This is a genomic window from Flavobacterium suzhouense, assembly GCF_042684765.1.
GTDB classification, from domain to species: domain Bacteria; phylum Bacteroidota; class Bacteroidia; order Flavobacteriales; family Flavobacteriaceae; genus Flavobacterium; species Flavobacterium suzhouense.
Genome location: NZ_JBHUMD010000030.1, coordinates 231,140 through 245,404, shown reverse-complemented (window position 1 = coordinate 245,404; position 14,265 = coordinate 231,140). Strand labels below are relative to the sequence as shown.

The 14,265-nt window shown below is 39.2% G+C and carries 15 protein-coding genes; 4 read left to right on the top strand and 11 right to left on the bottom strand.

The genetic code is table 11. The features are described 5' to 3' along the window. Positions 1-193: 193 nt before the first annotated feature. Together ACFSR3_RS16925 and ACFSR3_RS16920 are read right to left on the bottom strand one after the other, a co-directional pair. Complete coding sequence (locus ACFSR3_RS16925; RefSeq protein ID WP_379822698.1) at positions 194-988, bottom strand: anti-sigma factor; 795 nt, start codon at positions 986-988, stop codon at positions 194-196. Next, positions 988-1,518, bottom strand: coding sequence for an RNA polymerase sigma factor (locus tag ACFSR3_RS16920; RefSeq protein ID WP_114757066.1), 531 nt, complete (start codon positions 1,516-1,518; stop codon positions 988-990). The genes ACFSR3_RS16925 and ACFSR3_RS16920 overlap by 1 nt, the downstream gene beginning before the upstream one ends. Positions 1,519-1,583: 65 nt before the next feature. Between ACFSR3_RS16920 and ACFSR3_RS16915 the strand changes: the two genes are divergently transcribed. Further along, complete coding sequence (locus ACFSR3_RS16915; protein WP_379822697.1) at positions 1,584-2,246, top strand: TrmH family RNA methyltransferase; 663 nt, start codon at positions 1,584-1,586, stop codon at positions 2,244-2,246. A gap of 169 nt (positions 2,247-2,415) precedes the next feature. On the opposite strand, the gene ACFSR3_RS16910 is transcribed toward ACFSR3_RS16915, so the two are convergent. The 6 genes from ACFSR3_RS16910 to ACFSR3_RS16885 form a co-directional block, all read right to left on the bottom strand. Further along, entirely contained in the window at positions 2,416-3,189 is a 774-nt protein-coding gene (locus ACFSR3_RS16910; protein WP_379822695.1) for a carboxypeptidase-like regulatory domain-containing protein, read from the bottom strand. A 161-nt stretch (positions 3,190-3,350) separates the two neighbouring features. Further along, the gene (locus ACFSR3_RS16905; RefSeq protein WP_379822694.1) at positions 3,351-5,189 is read right to left on the bottom strand and encodes a DEAD/DEAH box helicase; all 1,839 of its coding nucleotides are present in this window, start codon (positions 5,187-5,189) and stop codon (positions 3,351-3,353) included. 99 nt (positions 5,190-5,288) lie between these two features. Continuing rightward, complete coding sequence (locus ACFSR3_RS16900) at positions 5,289-5,861, bottom strand: non-canonical purine NTP diphosphatase (protein WP_379822693.1); 573 nt, start codon at positions 5,859-5,861, stop codon at positions 5,289-5,291. Then, a complete protein-coding gene (locus ACFSR3_RS16895; RefSeq protein WP_379822691.1) occupies positions 5,861-6,418 on the bottom strand; it encodes a hypothetical protein in 558 nt (185 codons plus the stop codon). The genes ACFSR3_RS16900 and ACFSR3_RS16895 overlap by 1 nt, the downstream gene beginning before the upstream one ends. Beyond that, positions 6,394-6,801 carry a DUF2752 domain-containing protein gene (locus ACFSR3_RS16890; RefSeq protein WP_379822690.1) on the bottom strand — a complete coding sequence of 136 codons (408 nt, stop codon included), beginning with the start codon at positions 6,799-6,801 and terminating at the stop codon, positions 6,394-6,396. The genes ACFSR3_RS16895 and ACFSR3_RS16890 overlap by 25 nt, the downstream gene beginning before the upstream one ends. Before the next feature lie 6 nt (positions 6,802-6,807). After that, positions 6,808-7,143: a TM2 domain-containing protein gene (locus tag ACFSR3_RS16885; protein ID WP_379822689.1), complete on the bottom strand. Its 336-nt coding sequence runs from the start codon at positions 7,141-7,143 to the stop codon at positions 6,808-6,810. A gap of 256 nt (positions 7,144-7,399) precedes the next feature. Between ACFSR3_RS16885 and ACFSR3_RS16880 the strand changes: the two genes are divergently transcribed. Then, on the top strand, positions 7,400-8,665 hold the full coding sequence (locus tag ACFSR3_RS16880; protein WP_379822687.1) for an aminotransferase class I/II-fold pyridoxal phosphate-dependent enzyme: 1,266 nt from the start codon (positions 7,400-7,402) through the stop codon (positions 8,663-8,665). A gap of 52 nt (positions 8,666-8,717) precedes the next feature. Here the strand turns inward: ACFSR3_RS16880 and ACFSR3_RS16875 are convergent, their stop codons facing one another. The 3 genes from ACFSR3_RS16875 to ACFSR3_RS16865 form a co-directional block, all read right to left on the bottom strand. Next, entirely contained in the window at positions 8,718-8,984 is a 267-nt protein-coding gene (locus ACFSR3_RS16875; RefSeq protein WP_379822686.1) for a hypothetical protein, read from the bottom strand. 129 nt (positions 8,985-9,113) lie between these two features. Next, positions 9,114-10,232, bottom strand: a complete 1,119-nt coding sequence (locus ACFSR3_RS16870) for a GTP cyclohydrolase (protein WP_379822684.1) — start codon at positions 10,230-10,232, stop codon at positions 9,114-9,116. Positions 10,233-10,240: 8 nt separating this feature from the next. Further along, positions 10,241-11,257 carry a transporter gene (locus ACFSR3_RS16865; RefSeq protein WP_379822683.1) on the bottom strand — a complete coding sequence of 339 codons (1,017 nt, stop codon included), beginning with the start codon at positions 11,255-11,257 and terminating at the stop codon, positions 10,241-10,243. An 84-nt stretch (positions 11,258-11,341) separates the two neighbouring features. Between ACFSR3_RS16865 and ACFSR3_RS16860 the strand changes: the two genes are divergently transcribed. Further along, positions 11,342-11,620, top strand: coding sequence for a DUF4834 family protein (locus tag ACFSR3_RS16860; RefSeq protein ID WP_379822682.1), 279 nt, complete (start codon positions 11,342-11,344; stop codon positions 11,618-11,620). A gap of 177 nt (positions 11,621-11,797) precedes the next feature. Then, positions 11,798-14,251, top strand: coding sequence for a YfhO family protein (locus ACFSR3_RS16855; RefSeq protein ID WP_379822679.1), 2,454 nt, complete (start codon positions 11,798-11,800; stop codon positions 14,249-14,251). The last annotated feature ends 14 nt before the right edge of the window (positions 14,252-14,265 follow it).

The window sequence follows — 14,265 nt, the reverse complement described above, 5'->3', positions numbered from 1 at the left end:
AAAATAAATCAGAAATTTGGTTTATCACTATTATATTTTACCACAAAGTGCACAAAATTTTTTCACTATGATCACAAAGCTTTGTGATTCCTTGTGTTCTTTGTGGTTTAATAATTCGGGAGGATATTTAAATAAAAAAGTGCGCTGAGTTTTCACAAAGCGCACCTTACAGTTTTATAAAAATTTCGGCTTGTTAGCTTTTTACTTGGCCTAAAGTATATAGTTGTTCCATAGTAGGTGTTGCGCTACCGCCTGCAGGCTCAAGGGTGATACCAAAGGCCTGTACGCCTTCAAAGTTATCCACCTGAATGATTCCCTGGCTGTCCGCAACTTTATTCTTGTCAAGTACCCCAATGCTTGTTGGTGTAAGCGGGTTAAGCGTTAGTGCCCATACCTGATACTCTTTTCCTTCCGGTGCTTCGGGCAAACCGGCGATATCTACAAACACTTCATTGTCTGCATCGTTCATATAGATCTTTGCATACGAATCTGGAGACACCTGTTGTCCACCAAGGTTTACTATAGCACTGTTTTTCGCACGGATAACACGCAATGCCTTTTCTTTTTGTTCATTGTCTTTAGTGGTGCTCGCAAACAGTTGCTCATATTTGTCCCTTTCTTTAGTAACAGCTTCTTTTTTCTCCACCTCCTGGTCATACATAAAATATTGTACGCCTAAGCAGCCCAGTAATACGATAGCTGCTGCCCATCCAATGTATGAAGAAGCGCTCTTGCGGGGTTGTAGTTGTATAACATCTTCAGTTCCATGCTTGTCGATGAGTTCTCTGCGAATCCTGTGGTATACTTCCGGTGATAGTTGTGGTGATACGCTATAAGAAAGATCGATAATCGCTTTTTCTATAGATAATATCTCGGCTCTGACCTCGGCATGTTTACCGGCCATTTCCTGAACTTCCCTGTTTTCTTCTTCAGTGGTTACACCAAAGATATAAAGTTCTAAAATCCCTGAGTTGATAAATTCTTCCATTATACCTCTAATATGTTTCTTAAATCTTTAATACAAGTCCTGTTTTGTGTCTTAACCGTGCCAAGAGGCATTGCCAGTTCGTCTGAGGCTTCCTGTTGGGTATAGCCCTTGAAAAATAATAGCTCGATAATGCGCACGCATACAGGCTTTAGCTTTTTTACAAATTCACGTATACCAATAGCGTCTATTCTGTTAACGACTGTGGCATTGTGGTCAAGGATATGTACGAAATTATCAACCGAGAGGTTTTTTAAATTTTTAGTATGGTCTTTAGATCGCAACCTGTCTATGGCTGCATTCCTGGCTATGTTTAGGATCCAGGTGAAAAAACGTCCTTTACTTTCGTTATAAGAGTCAACATTTTTCCAGATTTTTACAAATACTTCCTGTAAAACGTCTTCCGCTTCTTCTTTGTTTTTTAATAGATTGAAAATTACACCATAAAGGCTTTTAGAGTACATGTTGTACAGCGTATTAAAAGCATTGCTGTCTTTTTTGTAGATTTGCGCGAGTAATTCTTCCTGAGTCATACAAACAATTTAGTTGGTTTTGTTGACCCTAATATAGTAAAAATTAAATGGCAAACTTGCATATAATGAAAAATATATCAGACGTAAACTATCTCAACTATCTTGAAACCATTATAACGGAAGAAAGAAAAAATAAGTTTATTGATATGCTTTCACGTCGCACCAGGCATTTTACTGTTGCTATGGAAGATGTTTACCAGTTGCACAATGCAAGCGCTGTAATGCGTACCTGCGAGATCTTTGGGTTTCAGGAACTGAATGTTATCGAGGCAAAATACGGTAAGACCATTGATAAAGAAATAGCTTTAGGTGCCGAAAAATGGGTAGATGTTAACCGTTTTAATTCAACGGAAGAATGTATAAAGAACCTTAAGGATAAAGGATATCGCATTATTGCTACAACACCGCATAAAGATTCCTGCTACCTTGAAGATTTTGATATCAGTACTCCGGCGGCTTTGTTCTTCGGTACTGAAAAGCTTGGTTTGTCGGAAGAGGTAATGGAACAGGCGGATGGTTTCCTTAAAATACCCATGTATGGCTTTACCGAAAGTATCAATGTGTCTTCATCGGCTGCGATAATTATTCATAGTTTGAGTACGAGACTACGAAATTCTGATATACAGTGGCAGTTAAACGAAGAAGAATTGCTTGAAAAACGCATTGACTGGGCACGTAAATCAATAAAAGATATTGATTTTATTACAGAGAGGTATCTTTCAGACTAGTTTTAGTCGCAGTCACATTTTACAGATATAATAATAAATATTTGTTTATAAAAGAGTAGAGCCGTAGCATTGCTACGGCTCTACGTGTATTTTGTCTATACAAGTGTAATTGTTTAATAGGTCTTCAGGATAGCTGTCTTAACTGTAAACTGCGACTTAATACTGCTAACTAGTTACTTCTGTTCAGTGCTTTATATTCTTCATAACAACCGCTTATGGCATCCATAATCTGCAGATCGTTGGCAGATTTTATAAACTCCTCCGAATAATTACAACGCTCTAGTATGTCGGCTATATCATCTTTGCTTACACCTAAAAGGGCAGCAAGGGTTTCGCGGTCATATTTTTCGGCAAGCGCGTTACGCACGGTGTCGTCTTTTTTCATTTCCTTCAGTCTGCGCATTTCCTGTGGTTTTTTACCAAAAATATTATGTAGCAGGTCGGCAGGATTGAACATCGAGCTTACAATTTTCTTGAAAGAGTTTGGAGAATTGTCGCCACCTTCATAACCTATATTAAGTCCTGAAATGCTGTAGCGGTAGTTTTCGCGAACAGGAGCCAGCTTAGAGTCAATCTGCAGGTAACCTGTCAGGTTGTATTTGCTGATGATTACTTCCTCGAGTGTGTAGGCTTTCTCCTGAAGCAAAATTTTTGTCACATTTTTAAATTTGATCCAGTCGTTGGTCACGCGTACCCTTACCGACTGATATCCTACAAAAGATATATGGAGCGTATCGTTTACAGAAGCCTCGATGGTAAAATTACCACGGTCGTCACCTGTTACTCCCTTTACACGATTGATGTTGATGATACTGGCTCCCGGAACCGGCTGAAGCGTAGCTTCGTTCAGTATAATACCGGAAACTTTTTCGGGTGCAGAAGTATTCTGTGCAAAAGCGCTGAAAGAAAGTAATGCAAATAAAAAAACTACAAAATATCTCATTGAATGTTTATGTGTCGTAAAAGTAATAAACTAACGGGATATTTTGAAGTTAGTATATGAACTTGTTTAATTTTTTTTAGTGGAAATGAAAACACGGGTGTTATAAATGAAAAAGAGACGCAACATTGTTGCGTCTCTTCCTGAAAATATGATTTGCTTTTTTAGTTTCTTCTTGGTTTTCTGTCTCTTGGAGCGGCAGAATCACCTCTTCTTGGAGGACGTCCGCCCGGGCTTGAATTCCTTGCGCCGCTTCTTCCTTCTCCGTAAGAGCTTCCGCCTCTTCTTTCGCCACTGTTTCTGTTTCCGCGCTCAAAACCTCTGTCGCTTCCACCACGTTTAAAGCCGCCACCACGGTTGTTGTGGTCTCTTCTTCCGCTATTATTGTCGCGACCGTCGTTTTTAGAGATCTCAACATTAATCCTGCGTCCATCCATCTGGAAGCTGTTCAGAATATCAAGTACTTTTTCGCTGTGCTCTGCATCAGTGTTAAAGAAAGAGAAACCTTCTTTTACATCCACTTTAAACACGTCGTCACGTCCAAGACCTAATGTATCACGAAGGAAGTCTTTAAGGCTCATCCAGTCGTAATTATCTCTTGATCCGATGTTAATAAAGTAACGAACAGCGCCGCTGTCGTTTGGCCTTGCAGCACCTCTTTCGCCTCTTTCACCTGCCGATTGAGCAGAAAGGTCACGGTTCTTTTTATAGTAGTTGATGAATCGGTTAAATTCTACCGATACCATTTTCTTGATAAGTTCTTCTTTAGAAAGGTCTTTCATTACCTCATAAATAGCAGGAAGATAAGAATCTATCTCGTGGTCAACCTCTACATCTTTAATCCTGTTAGCAAGGTGGAATAGCTGTATTTCGCAGATTTCCATCCCTGAAGGGATTGTTTTTTCTTCAAACTTCTGTTTGATGATCCTTTCGATAGCCGATATTTTACGAAGCTCACTTTTAGTGATAATAACGATAGATGTACCAAGTTTACCGGCACGTCCTGTACGGCCACTTCGGTGGTTGTACGTTTCAACCTCGTCAGGTAGCTGATAGTTAATTACGTGAGTAACGTTATCAACGTCAATACCCCTTGCAGCAACGTCGGTAGCAACAAGCATTTGTATTTGTCTGTTACGGAATGATTTCATTACAGAGTCACGTTGTGCCTGAGAAAGGTCACCATGAAGTGCTGCTGCATTGTATCCGTCTTCGATAAGTTTTTCGGCAACAGCCTGAGTATCTCTTTTAGTACGGCAGAAAACAACCGAGAAGATATCCGGGTTAGCATCGGCAAGACGCTTAAGAGCTTCATAACGGTCACGTGCATTTACAAGGTAAAACTCGTGAGATACTGTAGAAGAACCTGAGTTTTTGTGTCCAACTGTAATCTCAAGTGGCTTTCTCATGAATTCTTTAGCGATACGTGCAACTTCCTGTGGCATAGTAGCCGAGAAAAGCCATGTGCTCTTATCGTCAGGTGATGTAGAAAGGATGTTTACGATATCATCATAGAATCCCATGTTAAGCATTTCATCAGCCTCATCAAGAATACAGTAATCAATTTTTGAAACATCAACAAGACCACGATTAATCATGTCCTGCATCCTTCCCGGTGTTGCAACAATAATTTGTGCGCCACGTTTTACTTCTCTTGCCTGTTCTGTAATGCTGGCACCGCCGTATACTGCAACAGTATGAAGGCCTTTTATGTATTTAGCGTAAAGTTTGATCTCGTTTGTTATCTGTAAGCAAAGCTCACGAGTAGGCGACAAAATCAACGCCTGTGTGTTCCTGTTCTCAGGATCTATCTTCTGGATAAGCGGAAAACCGAAAGCAGCGGTTTTCCCTGTACCCGTCTGGGCTAACGCTACTATATCTGTATCTTTTTCCAATAATAGGGGAATCGCTTTCTCCTGCACTTCTGACGGATTCTCAAATCCTAGATCGGTTATCGCCCTCAGCAGCGATTCATTCAATCCTAATTGTTCAAATTTATTCATATATATTTTTAAAATAGGTGCAAAGGTACTGCTAATTAGCGACATATGCTAATGAGATTTGCAGTTTTATTTTAATAAAAATATTTGAAAATCAGAAAGTTATGATTTCAGAAAAGCGATAAGCTGCGCTACAGCACGTCCACGATGGCTTAAGAGTGCCTTTTCGGCAAGAGAAATTTGCGCAAAAGTGAGATCTAACCCCTCCGGTTTAAATATAGGATCGTAGCCAAAACCCTCTTTTCCTGCTTTTTCGGTAGTGATTACACCATTAACAATTCCTGTAAAAAGGTGTTGTTGTCCGTTACTGTTAAGTGCTATTACGGTTTTAAAATGTGCTTTACGGTTGGTGTTGCCTTCAAGCTCCTGTAAAAGCTTATCCATATTATCGTTAGCGTCTTTCTGTTCACCGGCATAACGTGCGGAATATACTCCGGGAGCGCCGTTTAATGCATCAACTTCAAGTCCGGTATCATCGGCGAAACAGTCGTAACCGTAATTTTTGGTTACATAATCGGCTTTCAGTATGGCGTTGCCTTCAATGGTATCGGCAGTTTCAGGGATATCTTCATGGCAGCCTATGTCTTCAAGGCTAAGCAGTTCGATGTCCTGAGGCAGCTGATGTCTTATTTCCTGTAGTTTATTCTTATTGTTCGAGGCAAATACCAGTTTCATTATGCTGTTTTATATGGGTTTCTGTCTTCTGTACTAGTTAGCCTGTCGGCTAACGAAGCAATTCCAAACCAGCGAACGTTATGGCCTTTTCTAACTTTAGTAGCTGTAGCGATAACAATAATAAATTCGGTTATGTTCAGAATTATGACAAAGGTAATATAAAGCCAGTATAAAAGGGTAGTGCCTGTATAATCTTCAAAAAGAGTTACATTGTCAGCATAATAACGCCTTGGAATATCATATAATCCTAAAAAGCCCCTGCCGCCAAACAGTATGCCTAATGTCCATGCAAGAGCGATGCTGTTAAATGGAATAAGTGCAATTTGTCCTAAAGAGGCCTGTATGCAATGCCAGCGTACAAGATAGGATGATTTTCTGTGAGCAAGGTAATAGCCTACAGTGGCAATAAGGTTGATAACGGGCAATGGCAGGCCTGCAATGACCGATACTACAGCCATCATATAACTGTTAGAAGCTAATTCGTATTCATAAGGATGTACAAATGGCTTTGTTTCTGTTACCGGAGTAGTTTCTATAGTCCCTTCTGTATATTCCATGCCCAGTTGATTAAGATTAAAATAATAAGTATAATGGCTACCCATTTTATTCGGATGAGCTGCTCTGTTTTTTTATAGCTTGTATAAAGAGTGTCTTTTTTGAGGATGACATCATATAGTAGCCAAAAAGGAGCTGTAATCATTATTGCGGCCATAATCAGGCCAAGGGGATTAAGTAAAATCGCTTCTGTAATATGTCCGTGGGATACCTGAAGTACAGAGCGTGTAACACCACAAGAAGGGCAGGCTATACCGGTTGCATTTTTAAAAAAGCAAGGTGTAAAATCGCTATGATGCGTAGTTTGCCACGATGCCCATATCAGCCAACCGTAACCGGCCAAAAGGCCAAGAGACAGCAGCAGGTATAGCCTGTTTCTTGTCATGTTATATTATAGGTAAGCCTGTAGCTTTTCCATGTTTTTCTGGCGGGTAATATCCATGATTAGGAACCAGTCGATAATTGTCCATATACCTAAACCTCCGCAAGTAAGTAGTTTTGCAACTCCTAATCCTGTATCGCCAACAAGAAAACGGTCTATTCCAAGTCCGCCGGCAAGGATAGAAACGATAAGGATAGTTGTTGGGTCCTTAAGATCAGCTGACTGGATGTACATCCATTTAGATTCGTCGGCAGCAAGAAGTCTTTCGCGAATATATGCTAGTTGAGAAGGTTGAAAAAACTTTGAATTTGACATTAAGTACATGTCTACTTTTTGTGAGTCCATCGTAATTGATTGTTTTTGGTTATTAATTTCGTAAAACTATAATTTTTTTTAAAAGAGTGGCGCTTTTCCCTCATTTTTTTGAGTGCTATCGGTTTAATCCGATACTTTTTACTTGCTGAAAGGCAGTGTTGGCAACCCTTCTTTCCTGTTAGACGAAAAACTCCCTGTTTTATTACAATGAAAATCGAAAATTATTTGATGTGATTAATATAATAGTTACTTTTGGTGCGTTTTTAAAAAGCACAAAACTATAATTATGGTAAAAGATCTTTTCGAAAGAATACAGAAGAATAAAGGCCCTCTTGGCAGGTGGGCTTCACAGGCTGAGGGATATTTTGTTTTTCCTAAACTTGAAGGCCCTTTGGCTAACAGGATGCAGTTTCACGGTAAAGAGGTTATCAACTGGAGTATAAACGATTACCTTGGTCTTGCTAACCACCCTGAGGTGCGTAAAGTAGATGCTGAGGCTGCTGCAGAGTATGGTTCTGCATACCCAATGGGAGCAAGGATGATGAGCGGACACACTTCATGGCACGAGAAACTGGAGCAGGAACTTGCTTCTTTTGTTGGAAAAGAATCGGCCTACCTGTTAAACTTCGGTTACCAGGGGATGGTTTCTACTATTGATGCTCTTGTGTCTAAAAATGACGTTATTGTTTACGATGTCGATTCTCACGCTTGTATTATTGATGGTGTTCGTCTTCACATGGGTAAACGTTTTACCTATAAACATAATGATGTAGAGAGTCTTGAGAAAAACCTTGAACGTGCTACAAACATGGCAGAAACTACAGGAGGTGGTATCCTTGTGATCACCGAAGGTGTTTTTGGTATGAGAGGCCAGCAGGGTAAACTTAAAGAGATCGTAGAGCTTAAAAAGAAATATAACTTCAGACTTCTTGTTGACGATGCTCATGGTTTTGGTACACTTGGTAAAACAGGTGCCGGAGCAGGTGAGGAGCAGGAATGCCAGGACGGTATCGATGTGTACTTCTCTACTTTCGCTAAATCTATGGCGAGTATAGGTGCGTTTGTTGCGGCAGATAAAGACGTTATCGACTTCCTTAAATATAACCTTCGTTCGCAGATGTTTGCTAAAGCGCTTCCAATGGTATTGGTTAAAGGTGCTCTTAAACGTCTTGAAATGCTAAGAACTATGCCGGAGCTTAAAGATAAGCTTTGGGAAAATGTAAACTACCTGCAAAACGGACTTAAAGAAAAAGGATTCAATATTGGTGATACAAATACTTGTGTTACTCCTGTATATCTTGAAGGTAGTATTCCGGAAGCTATGGTAATGGTAAACGACCTGAGAGAAAACTACAGTATTTTCCTTTCTATCGTGGTTTATCCGGTAATACCTAAAGGAATTATCCTTTTAAGGATGATCCCTACGGCTACACATACTAAAGCGGATATTGATGAGACCCTTGCTGCGTATGAGGCTATCCGTGAGAAACTGGTAAACGGTACTTACAAAGCTATCGCTGCCCAGACTACAGTTGACGTTTCTGCTGAATAAGCATACAATTTATATTAGAGAAGCCCATTCGTTCTGCGAATGGGCTTTTTTATTACATCCATCCGTATATTTTACTTAGTACTCCAATTATGATTAGTACTCCTAATAGGCAGAAGAAAAGTACCTGACAGCGTTTTATGTTTTTTCCTGTTTTTTGCAGCCAGCTATCTTCCGGATTTTTTTGCATTAAGTTGACAAGTGCAATATCTTCCGAAAACCATTGTCCGTCATATCTGGAGTAAGAATTGTAGGCTTTTTTTGAAGAAGAATCAATATAAGTGTAGTATATTTTCTTTTTCTGCCTGATGATATATTCCATTAGTACTAATATTATGATAATACTTAAGATTATTAAAGTGCAAATTGTGATGCGCATAAATAATAGTTAATAAAAACTCCGAAACCATTGGCTTCGGAGCTATATAGTAAATAATAAGAGCAATATAAATTACAGCTCTTTTTTATAGGTTTTCCTTCGTTTATGGATCTTTGGGTTAAAGTTCTTCCAAAGGTTATGCATAGCATAGTTATCTTCCAGTTCAGGTGTTCTGATACAAGTGTGAATGTTGTTTTTCATGAAAACCTTATAGTATTCGTCAAAGATAATAGCTGTAACGCCTTTGTTTTGGTATTCGGGATCTATGCCTATAAGGTAAAAAACCACTTCTTTGCTGTTTTTTCTGGCTTTTAAAAGATGGATGAAGCCAAACGGGAACAGTCTTCCTTTAGCTTTAATCAGTGCTTCAGAAAACGAAGGCATAACTATGGTAAAGGCTATTATGTTGCCATTTTGGTCTTCAACAAACTTGATGTACTCAGGATTGATGAGTCCAACGTATTTCTTTTTGAAGTATTCCTTTTGTATTTCGGAAATCGCGACAAACGAAGATAGTTTTTCGTAAGTTTTGTTGAAAAGGTCAAACATCTTGTCTACATACGGCATTACTTCTTTTGAAGAAGAGAAGCTAACTGCCCGCAGGTTGTAACGTTTTTTGATTAGGGTGCTTGCCTTTTGAAAAGGAGCGGGATCTACATCAAAGAATGAAAATACACTTTCGTGGTATTCTTTTTCGATGGTCATTCCTAATTTTTCAAAGTGTTCTTTGTAGTACGGGTAGTTATACCAGGTAATCATGGTACCTATCTGGTCAAAACCTTCGGTAAGTACGCCTACCTTATCAAGATTTGAGAATCCCATAGGGCCCTCGGCATGATCCATGCCTTTTTCACGTCCGTATTCGTATACTTTTTCCAGTAATGCTTTAGTTACTTCAATATCGTCTATAACATCGAACCAGCCAAATCGAACTTTTTTCTTGCCTTGCTGGTTTACTTCCTGCCAGTTGATTATAGCGGCAGTTTTACCTACTATTTTGCCATCGCGGTATGCCAGATAAAATTTAGCCTCTGCGTTCTCAAAGGCAGGATTCTTGTCTTTGTCAAAACCTTCAAGTTCATCGTTTATAAGCGGTGGTACCCAGTAAGGGTTGTTTTTGTAAAGTTCAAAAGAGAACTTGATAAAATCTGTAAGTTCTTTTTTTGTCTTTGCTTCTTTAATTGTAATCATGTAGTGTGTTATTCTCCTTCCGGAAGGACATTGTCAAGTCTTTCTTTCTCCTGTTTTTCTTTTTGTTTCTTCATTTTTTTATCCATCTCGCTCTGGCTCTTTTCAGCATCCGATTTGCCAGGGAGTAATATATCACGGTAACCGGCATCAAAACGCCAGGACAGTCCGGCACCGCCATAGAGTATGGCAGGAGTATCTTTAAAGTTTTTATTGATGTAAGCATCGAGCTGCAGGTTGTCGTTCAATAGGTATGCAGCACCTACACGAGCAGCAATATCTGAATAGTAGTCACTGTCAAACACCTGTAATTCAACAAAACCTGACCATTTGGCAGCAAATGATCGTGTTACTGTCGATATCCAGCCAATGCTCATATAGTCAGTAGTAATTTTGTCAGCTATGATGTTGTTAGTCCATATTACACCATTAAATCGGTTTTGGGTAATTGCCATTACCTTAGGACTAACCTGGTCTTCAGGGAAGGTATAAGGGTTCTTTCCGCCTATAAGATTAGCTCCGGCATATACCGATACAGATGGCAAAAGATTACGCCATTTGAATTTATGGTTGGCTTTCCAGCTGTATATGTTTACTTCCGGATGATAGTTCTTGTTCGGGTCATAAATAAGGTATTTGGCTCCGATAAGGAACTGCTTGAAATCGTTACGATTAGTTACATATATGGCATCTTCAAACTGGTCGAACTGATACTGCATATCAACAATAAATTCTAGCTGCTCCAGAAAGGCACCGTAACGAAGTGTAAGGTCTAGACCCATACCTTTGGTCTTATTGTTAAGCACATCGTGCTTTTCTTTTATGCCATACAATCCGCTTTCCAGCTGCATTACTGTTTTACCTACAGCAAACGCCCCCATAGACATACTTGGGCGGTTAGTGTTTATCTGATCGGTGTATTGTGCCTGAGTAAGGGCTGAACAAAAAAGTAAGGTTAGCGAAAATATTTTCCTGATACCCGTCATGTTTGGCTCGTTTATTGGTTGTACAATGATATTGTTTTCCAAAAATAGTACAATTTATTATTAATTTAGGGGAGACGATTTATTTTTAAATAACCAATTACGTATTTTTGAAAAAAATTAATGATTATGGATATAGCATCATTCTCTAGTGTTATACGAACTCTTCTTTGGATTGTACTAATTTATTATGCGCTAAAGTTCTTTATGAAACTTTTTGGCCCTATGATATTTCAGGCGGCAGTAAAAAAAGCCGGAGAAAACTTTCAGCAGCAATTCCAGCAACAGCAACAACAATATCAGGAGCAATATCAACAACAACAGCAAGCCCATCAGGTCCCTAAACAAGATAAGCCGCATGAGAAGAAAAAAGTTGGTGAATATATTGACTTCGAAGAAATAGACTAATACGATACAAAGCCTTTCAGAAAAGAAAGGCTTTTTTGTTGGCCACACCCTCCCAATGGCTATCGGGAGGGTGTGGCCATTTTAGAGTTTAGCGTATATAGTTATTAATTACATCCTGCACAAACTCCATTTGTAGAAAATTAAGTATCTTCACGGCGTTTTTTACAAAAAGTATTTATGAAAAATCTCAACAGGTTCTACCCGCATTTATTAGCTATTTTAGGATTTGTAATCATTTCGCTTATCTATTTTTATCCGGTATTACAAGGGAAAAAAATATACCAGTCTGACATTGCCCAATATACGGGAATGGCTAAAGAGCAGAATGATTTCAGAAAAGAGACAGGCGAAGAGCCATATTGGACAAACAGTGCCTTTGGTGGTATGCCTACCTATCAGTTGGGTGCAAAGTATCCTCATAATTACGTAAAAAGCCTTGATGAAGCAATCCGCTTCCTGCCTCGTCCCGCAGATTATCTTTTCCTTTATTTCTTAGGATTTTATATACTGCTAACGACCCTTAAAACCGATCCGCTCAAAGCCTTTTTTGGTGCACTGGCCTTTGGTTTTTCTACCTATCTGATTGTAATATTAGGAGTTGGGCACAATGCCAAAGCCCACGCTATTGCCTATATGCCGCTTGTTATTGCCGGTTTTGTAATGGTAATGCAAAAGAAATATGTAAAAGGAGGTTTGCTCATGATGCTTGCTACAGCACTTGAGTTAAGTGCCAACCATATACAGATGACCTACTATCTGTTCCTGTTACTTCTGGCAATGGGAATATGGTTCCTTGTAGGTATTGTTAAGAACAAAGAGTATAAACACCTAGCGATTTCGCTTGGTATTTTCGTAGTGGCAGGATTAGTGGCTTTAGGTACAAATGCTACCAATCTTATGGCTACTTCGGAATATGCAAAATACAGTACACGTAACGACAGTGAACTTACTTTTGAGCCGGATGGTAAACCAAAAGCAAGTAAAAATGCCATGACTTATGAGTATATTACCGATTATAGTTATGGTATTGCTGAAAGTTTAGACCTTATATCACCACGTTTATTCGGAGGTTCGTCAGGTCATGAAGATCCTCAGGATGACTGGCATTTGGTTGAGTTCTTACAGCAGCAGCAGGTTGCCGAAGGCCAGTACATCACTAAAGAACAGGCGCTACAGATTGCCGGTTCAGGAATCCCGACATACTGGGGAGACCAGTACAGTGTGGCAGCCCCTGCTTATATTGGTGCTGTGGTATTCTTCCTTTTTGTTCTTGCACTTTTTGCTGAACCAAGAAAGATAAAATGGGCATTTTTAGTTGGTGCAATCTTTTCACTATTATTATCATGGGGTAAATATTTCCCGCTGCTAACCAACTTCTTTATTGATTACTTCCCAATGTACAATAAGTTCAGGGCAGTAGCATCAATACAGGTATTGCTTGAAGTATGTATTCCTGTGCTTTCTGTTATGGGATTATATTCTTTCTTTACTCTTGATAAAGAAAAGCAATGGAATGCACTTTGGAAAACTTCTGCCATAACATTAGGTACTGTAGCATTGCTATTTGTATGTAAAGGAATGTTCAGTTTTGCAGGTCTTAACGACGGTGCAATTACAGAAGCTTACGGGCAGGAATTTATGGATGCGCTGCGAATGGACAGAAAAACAATGTACAGTGCCGATTTGCTGCGTACAGGCTTCTTTATACTTATTACTGCTGCAACATTATGGTTCTTTACAAAACAGCGTCTGTCGCAAACTACAGCTGTAATACTGATAGGCTTATTCATGGTAGGCGACCTTTTCTTTGTAGATAAACGTTATGTTGATGGAGATAACTTCCAGGCGGCATCTAAAATTGATATTCCGTTCCAGCCTACAACTGCCGATCTTCAGATCATGCAGGATACCAGCTATTACAGGGTTTTTGATATTGACGGAAGCCTGAATAGTGCACGTGCATCATATTTCCATAAATCACTTGGAGGATATCACGCCGCCAAACCAAGAAAATTACAGCAATTGTTTGAATACCAACTGGCAAAAAATAATATGAGCGTATTGAATATGCTTAATGTTAAGTATGTGATCCAGACAGATGAAGAAGGAAAAGAAGTGCCTACGCTAAACAACCAGGCGAATGGTAATGCATGGTTTGTGAGTAACTTACGAATTGTAAATACTCCGGATGAGGAAATGAGGGCGCTTACCAGAATGGATTCTAAAACTACTGCGGTAGTGAACAAATCTAAATTTCCTGATGCGGTTACAAAGACTTCGTTTGTGGTTGACAGCACAGCAACTATAAAACTTACTGCTTATGAACCTAACTATCTGAAATACATTTCGAATAACACCAACGAAGGTCTGGCAATATTCTCTGAAATGTATTATGCTGAAGGATGGAATGCTTATATAGATGGCAAGCTTACACCTCACTTTGAAGCTGATTATGCACTTAGAGGCTTAAAAGTTCCTGCCGGCAAACATACTGTTGAATTTAAGTTTGAACCTCAGGTTATTAAAACCGGTAGTACAATTTCTTTAGTAAGCTTTATATTGATGCTTGGGCTTATTGGCTTTGGTGTTTATACAGAGAGAAAAAAGAAATCGGAAACTACTGTTAATTAATATAAAATTCTAAA

Bases quoted from the DNA above. Each gene is read 5' to 3' on its own strand.
- ACFSR3_RS16925 (WP_379822698.1), bottom strand. From the start codon at position 988: ATGGAAGAATTTATCAACTCAGGGATTTTAGAACTTTATATCTTTGGT.
- ACFSR3_RS16920 (WP_114757066.1), bottom strand. From the start codon at position 1,518: ATGACTCAGGAAGAATTACTCGCGCAAATCTACAAAAAAGACAGCAAT.
- ACFSR3_RS16915 (WP_379822697.1), top strand. From the start codon at position 1,584: ATGAAAAATATATCAGACGTAAACTATCTCAACTATCTTGAAACCATT.
- ACFSR3_RS16910 (WP_379822695.1), bottom strand. From the start codon at position 3,189: ATGAGATATTTTGTAGTTTTTTTATTTGCATTACTTTCTTTCAGCGCT.
- ACFSR3_RS16905 (WP_379822694.1), bottom strand. From the start codon at position 5,189: ATGAATAAATTTGAACAATTAGGATTGAATGAATCGCTGCTGAGGGCG.
- ACFSR3_RS16900 (WP_379822693.1), bottom strand. From the start codon at position 5,861: ATGAAACTGGTATTTGCCTCGAACAATAAGAATAAACTACAGGAAATA.
- ACFSR3_RS16895 (WP_379822691.1), bottom strand. From the start codon at position 6,418: ATGGAATATACAGAAGGGACTATAGAAACTACTCCGGTAACAGAAACA.
- ACFSR3_RS16890 (WP_379822690.1), bottom strand. From the start codon at position 6,801: ATGACAAGAAACAGGCTATACCTGCTGCTGTCTCTTGGCCTTTTGGCC.
- ACFSR3_RS16885 (WP_379822689.1), bottom strand. From the start codon at position 7,143: ATGGACTCACAAAAAGTAGACATGTACTTAATGTCAAATTCAAAGTTT.
- ACFSR3_RS16880 (WP_379822687.1), top strand. From the start codon at position 7,400: ATGGTAAAAGATCTTTTCGAAAGAATACAGAAGAATAAAGGCCCTCTT.
- ACFSR3_RS16875 (WP_379822686.1), bottom strand. From the start codon at position 8,984: ATGGAATATATCATCAGGCAGAAAAAGAAAATATACTACACTTATATT.
- ACFSR3_RS16870 (WP_379822684.1), bottom strand. From the start codon at position 10,232: ATGATTACAATTAAAGAAGCAAAGACAAAAAAAGAACTTACAGATTTT.
- ACFSR3_RS16860 (WP_379822682.1), top strand. From the start codon at position 11,342: ATGGATATAGCATCATTCTCTAGTGTTATACGAACTCTTCTTTGGATT.
- ACFSR3_RS16855 (WP_379822679.1), top strand. From the start codon at position 11,798: ATGAAAAATCTCAACAGGTTCTACCCGCATTTATTAGCTATTTTAGGA.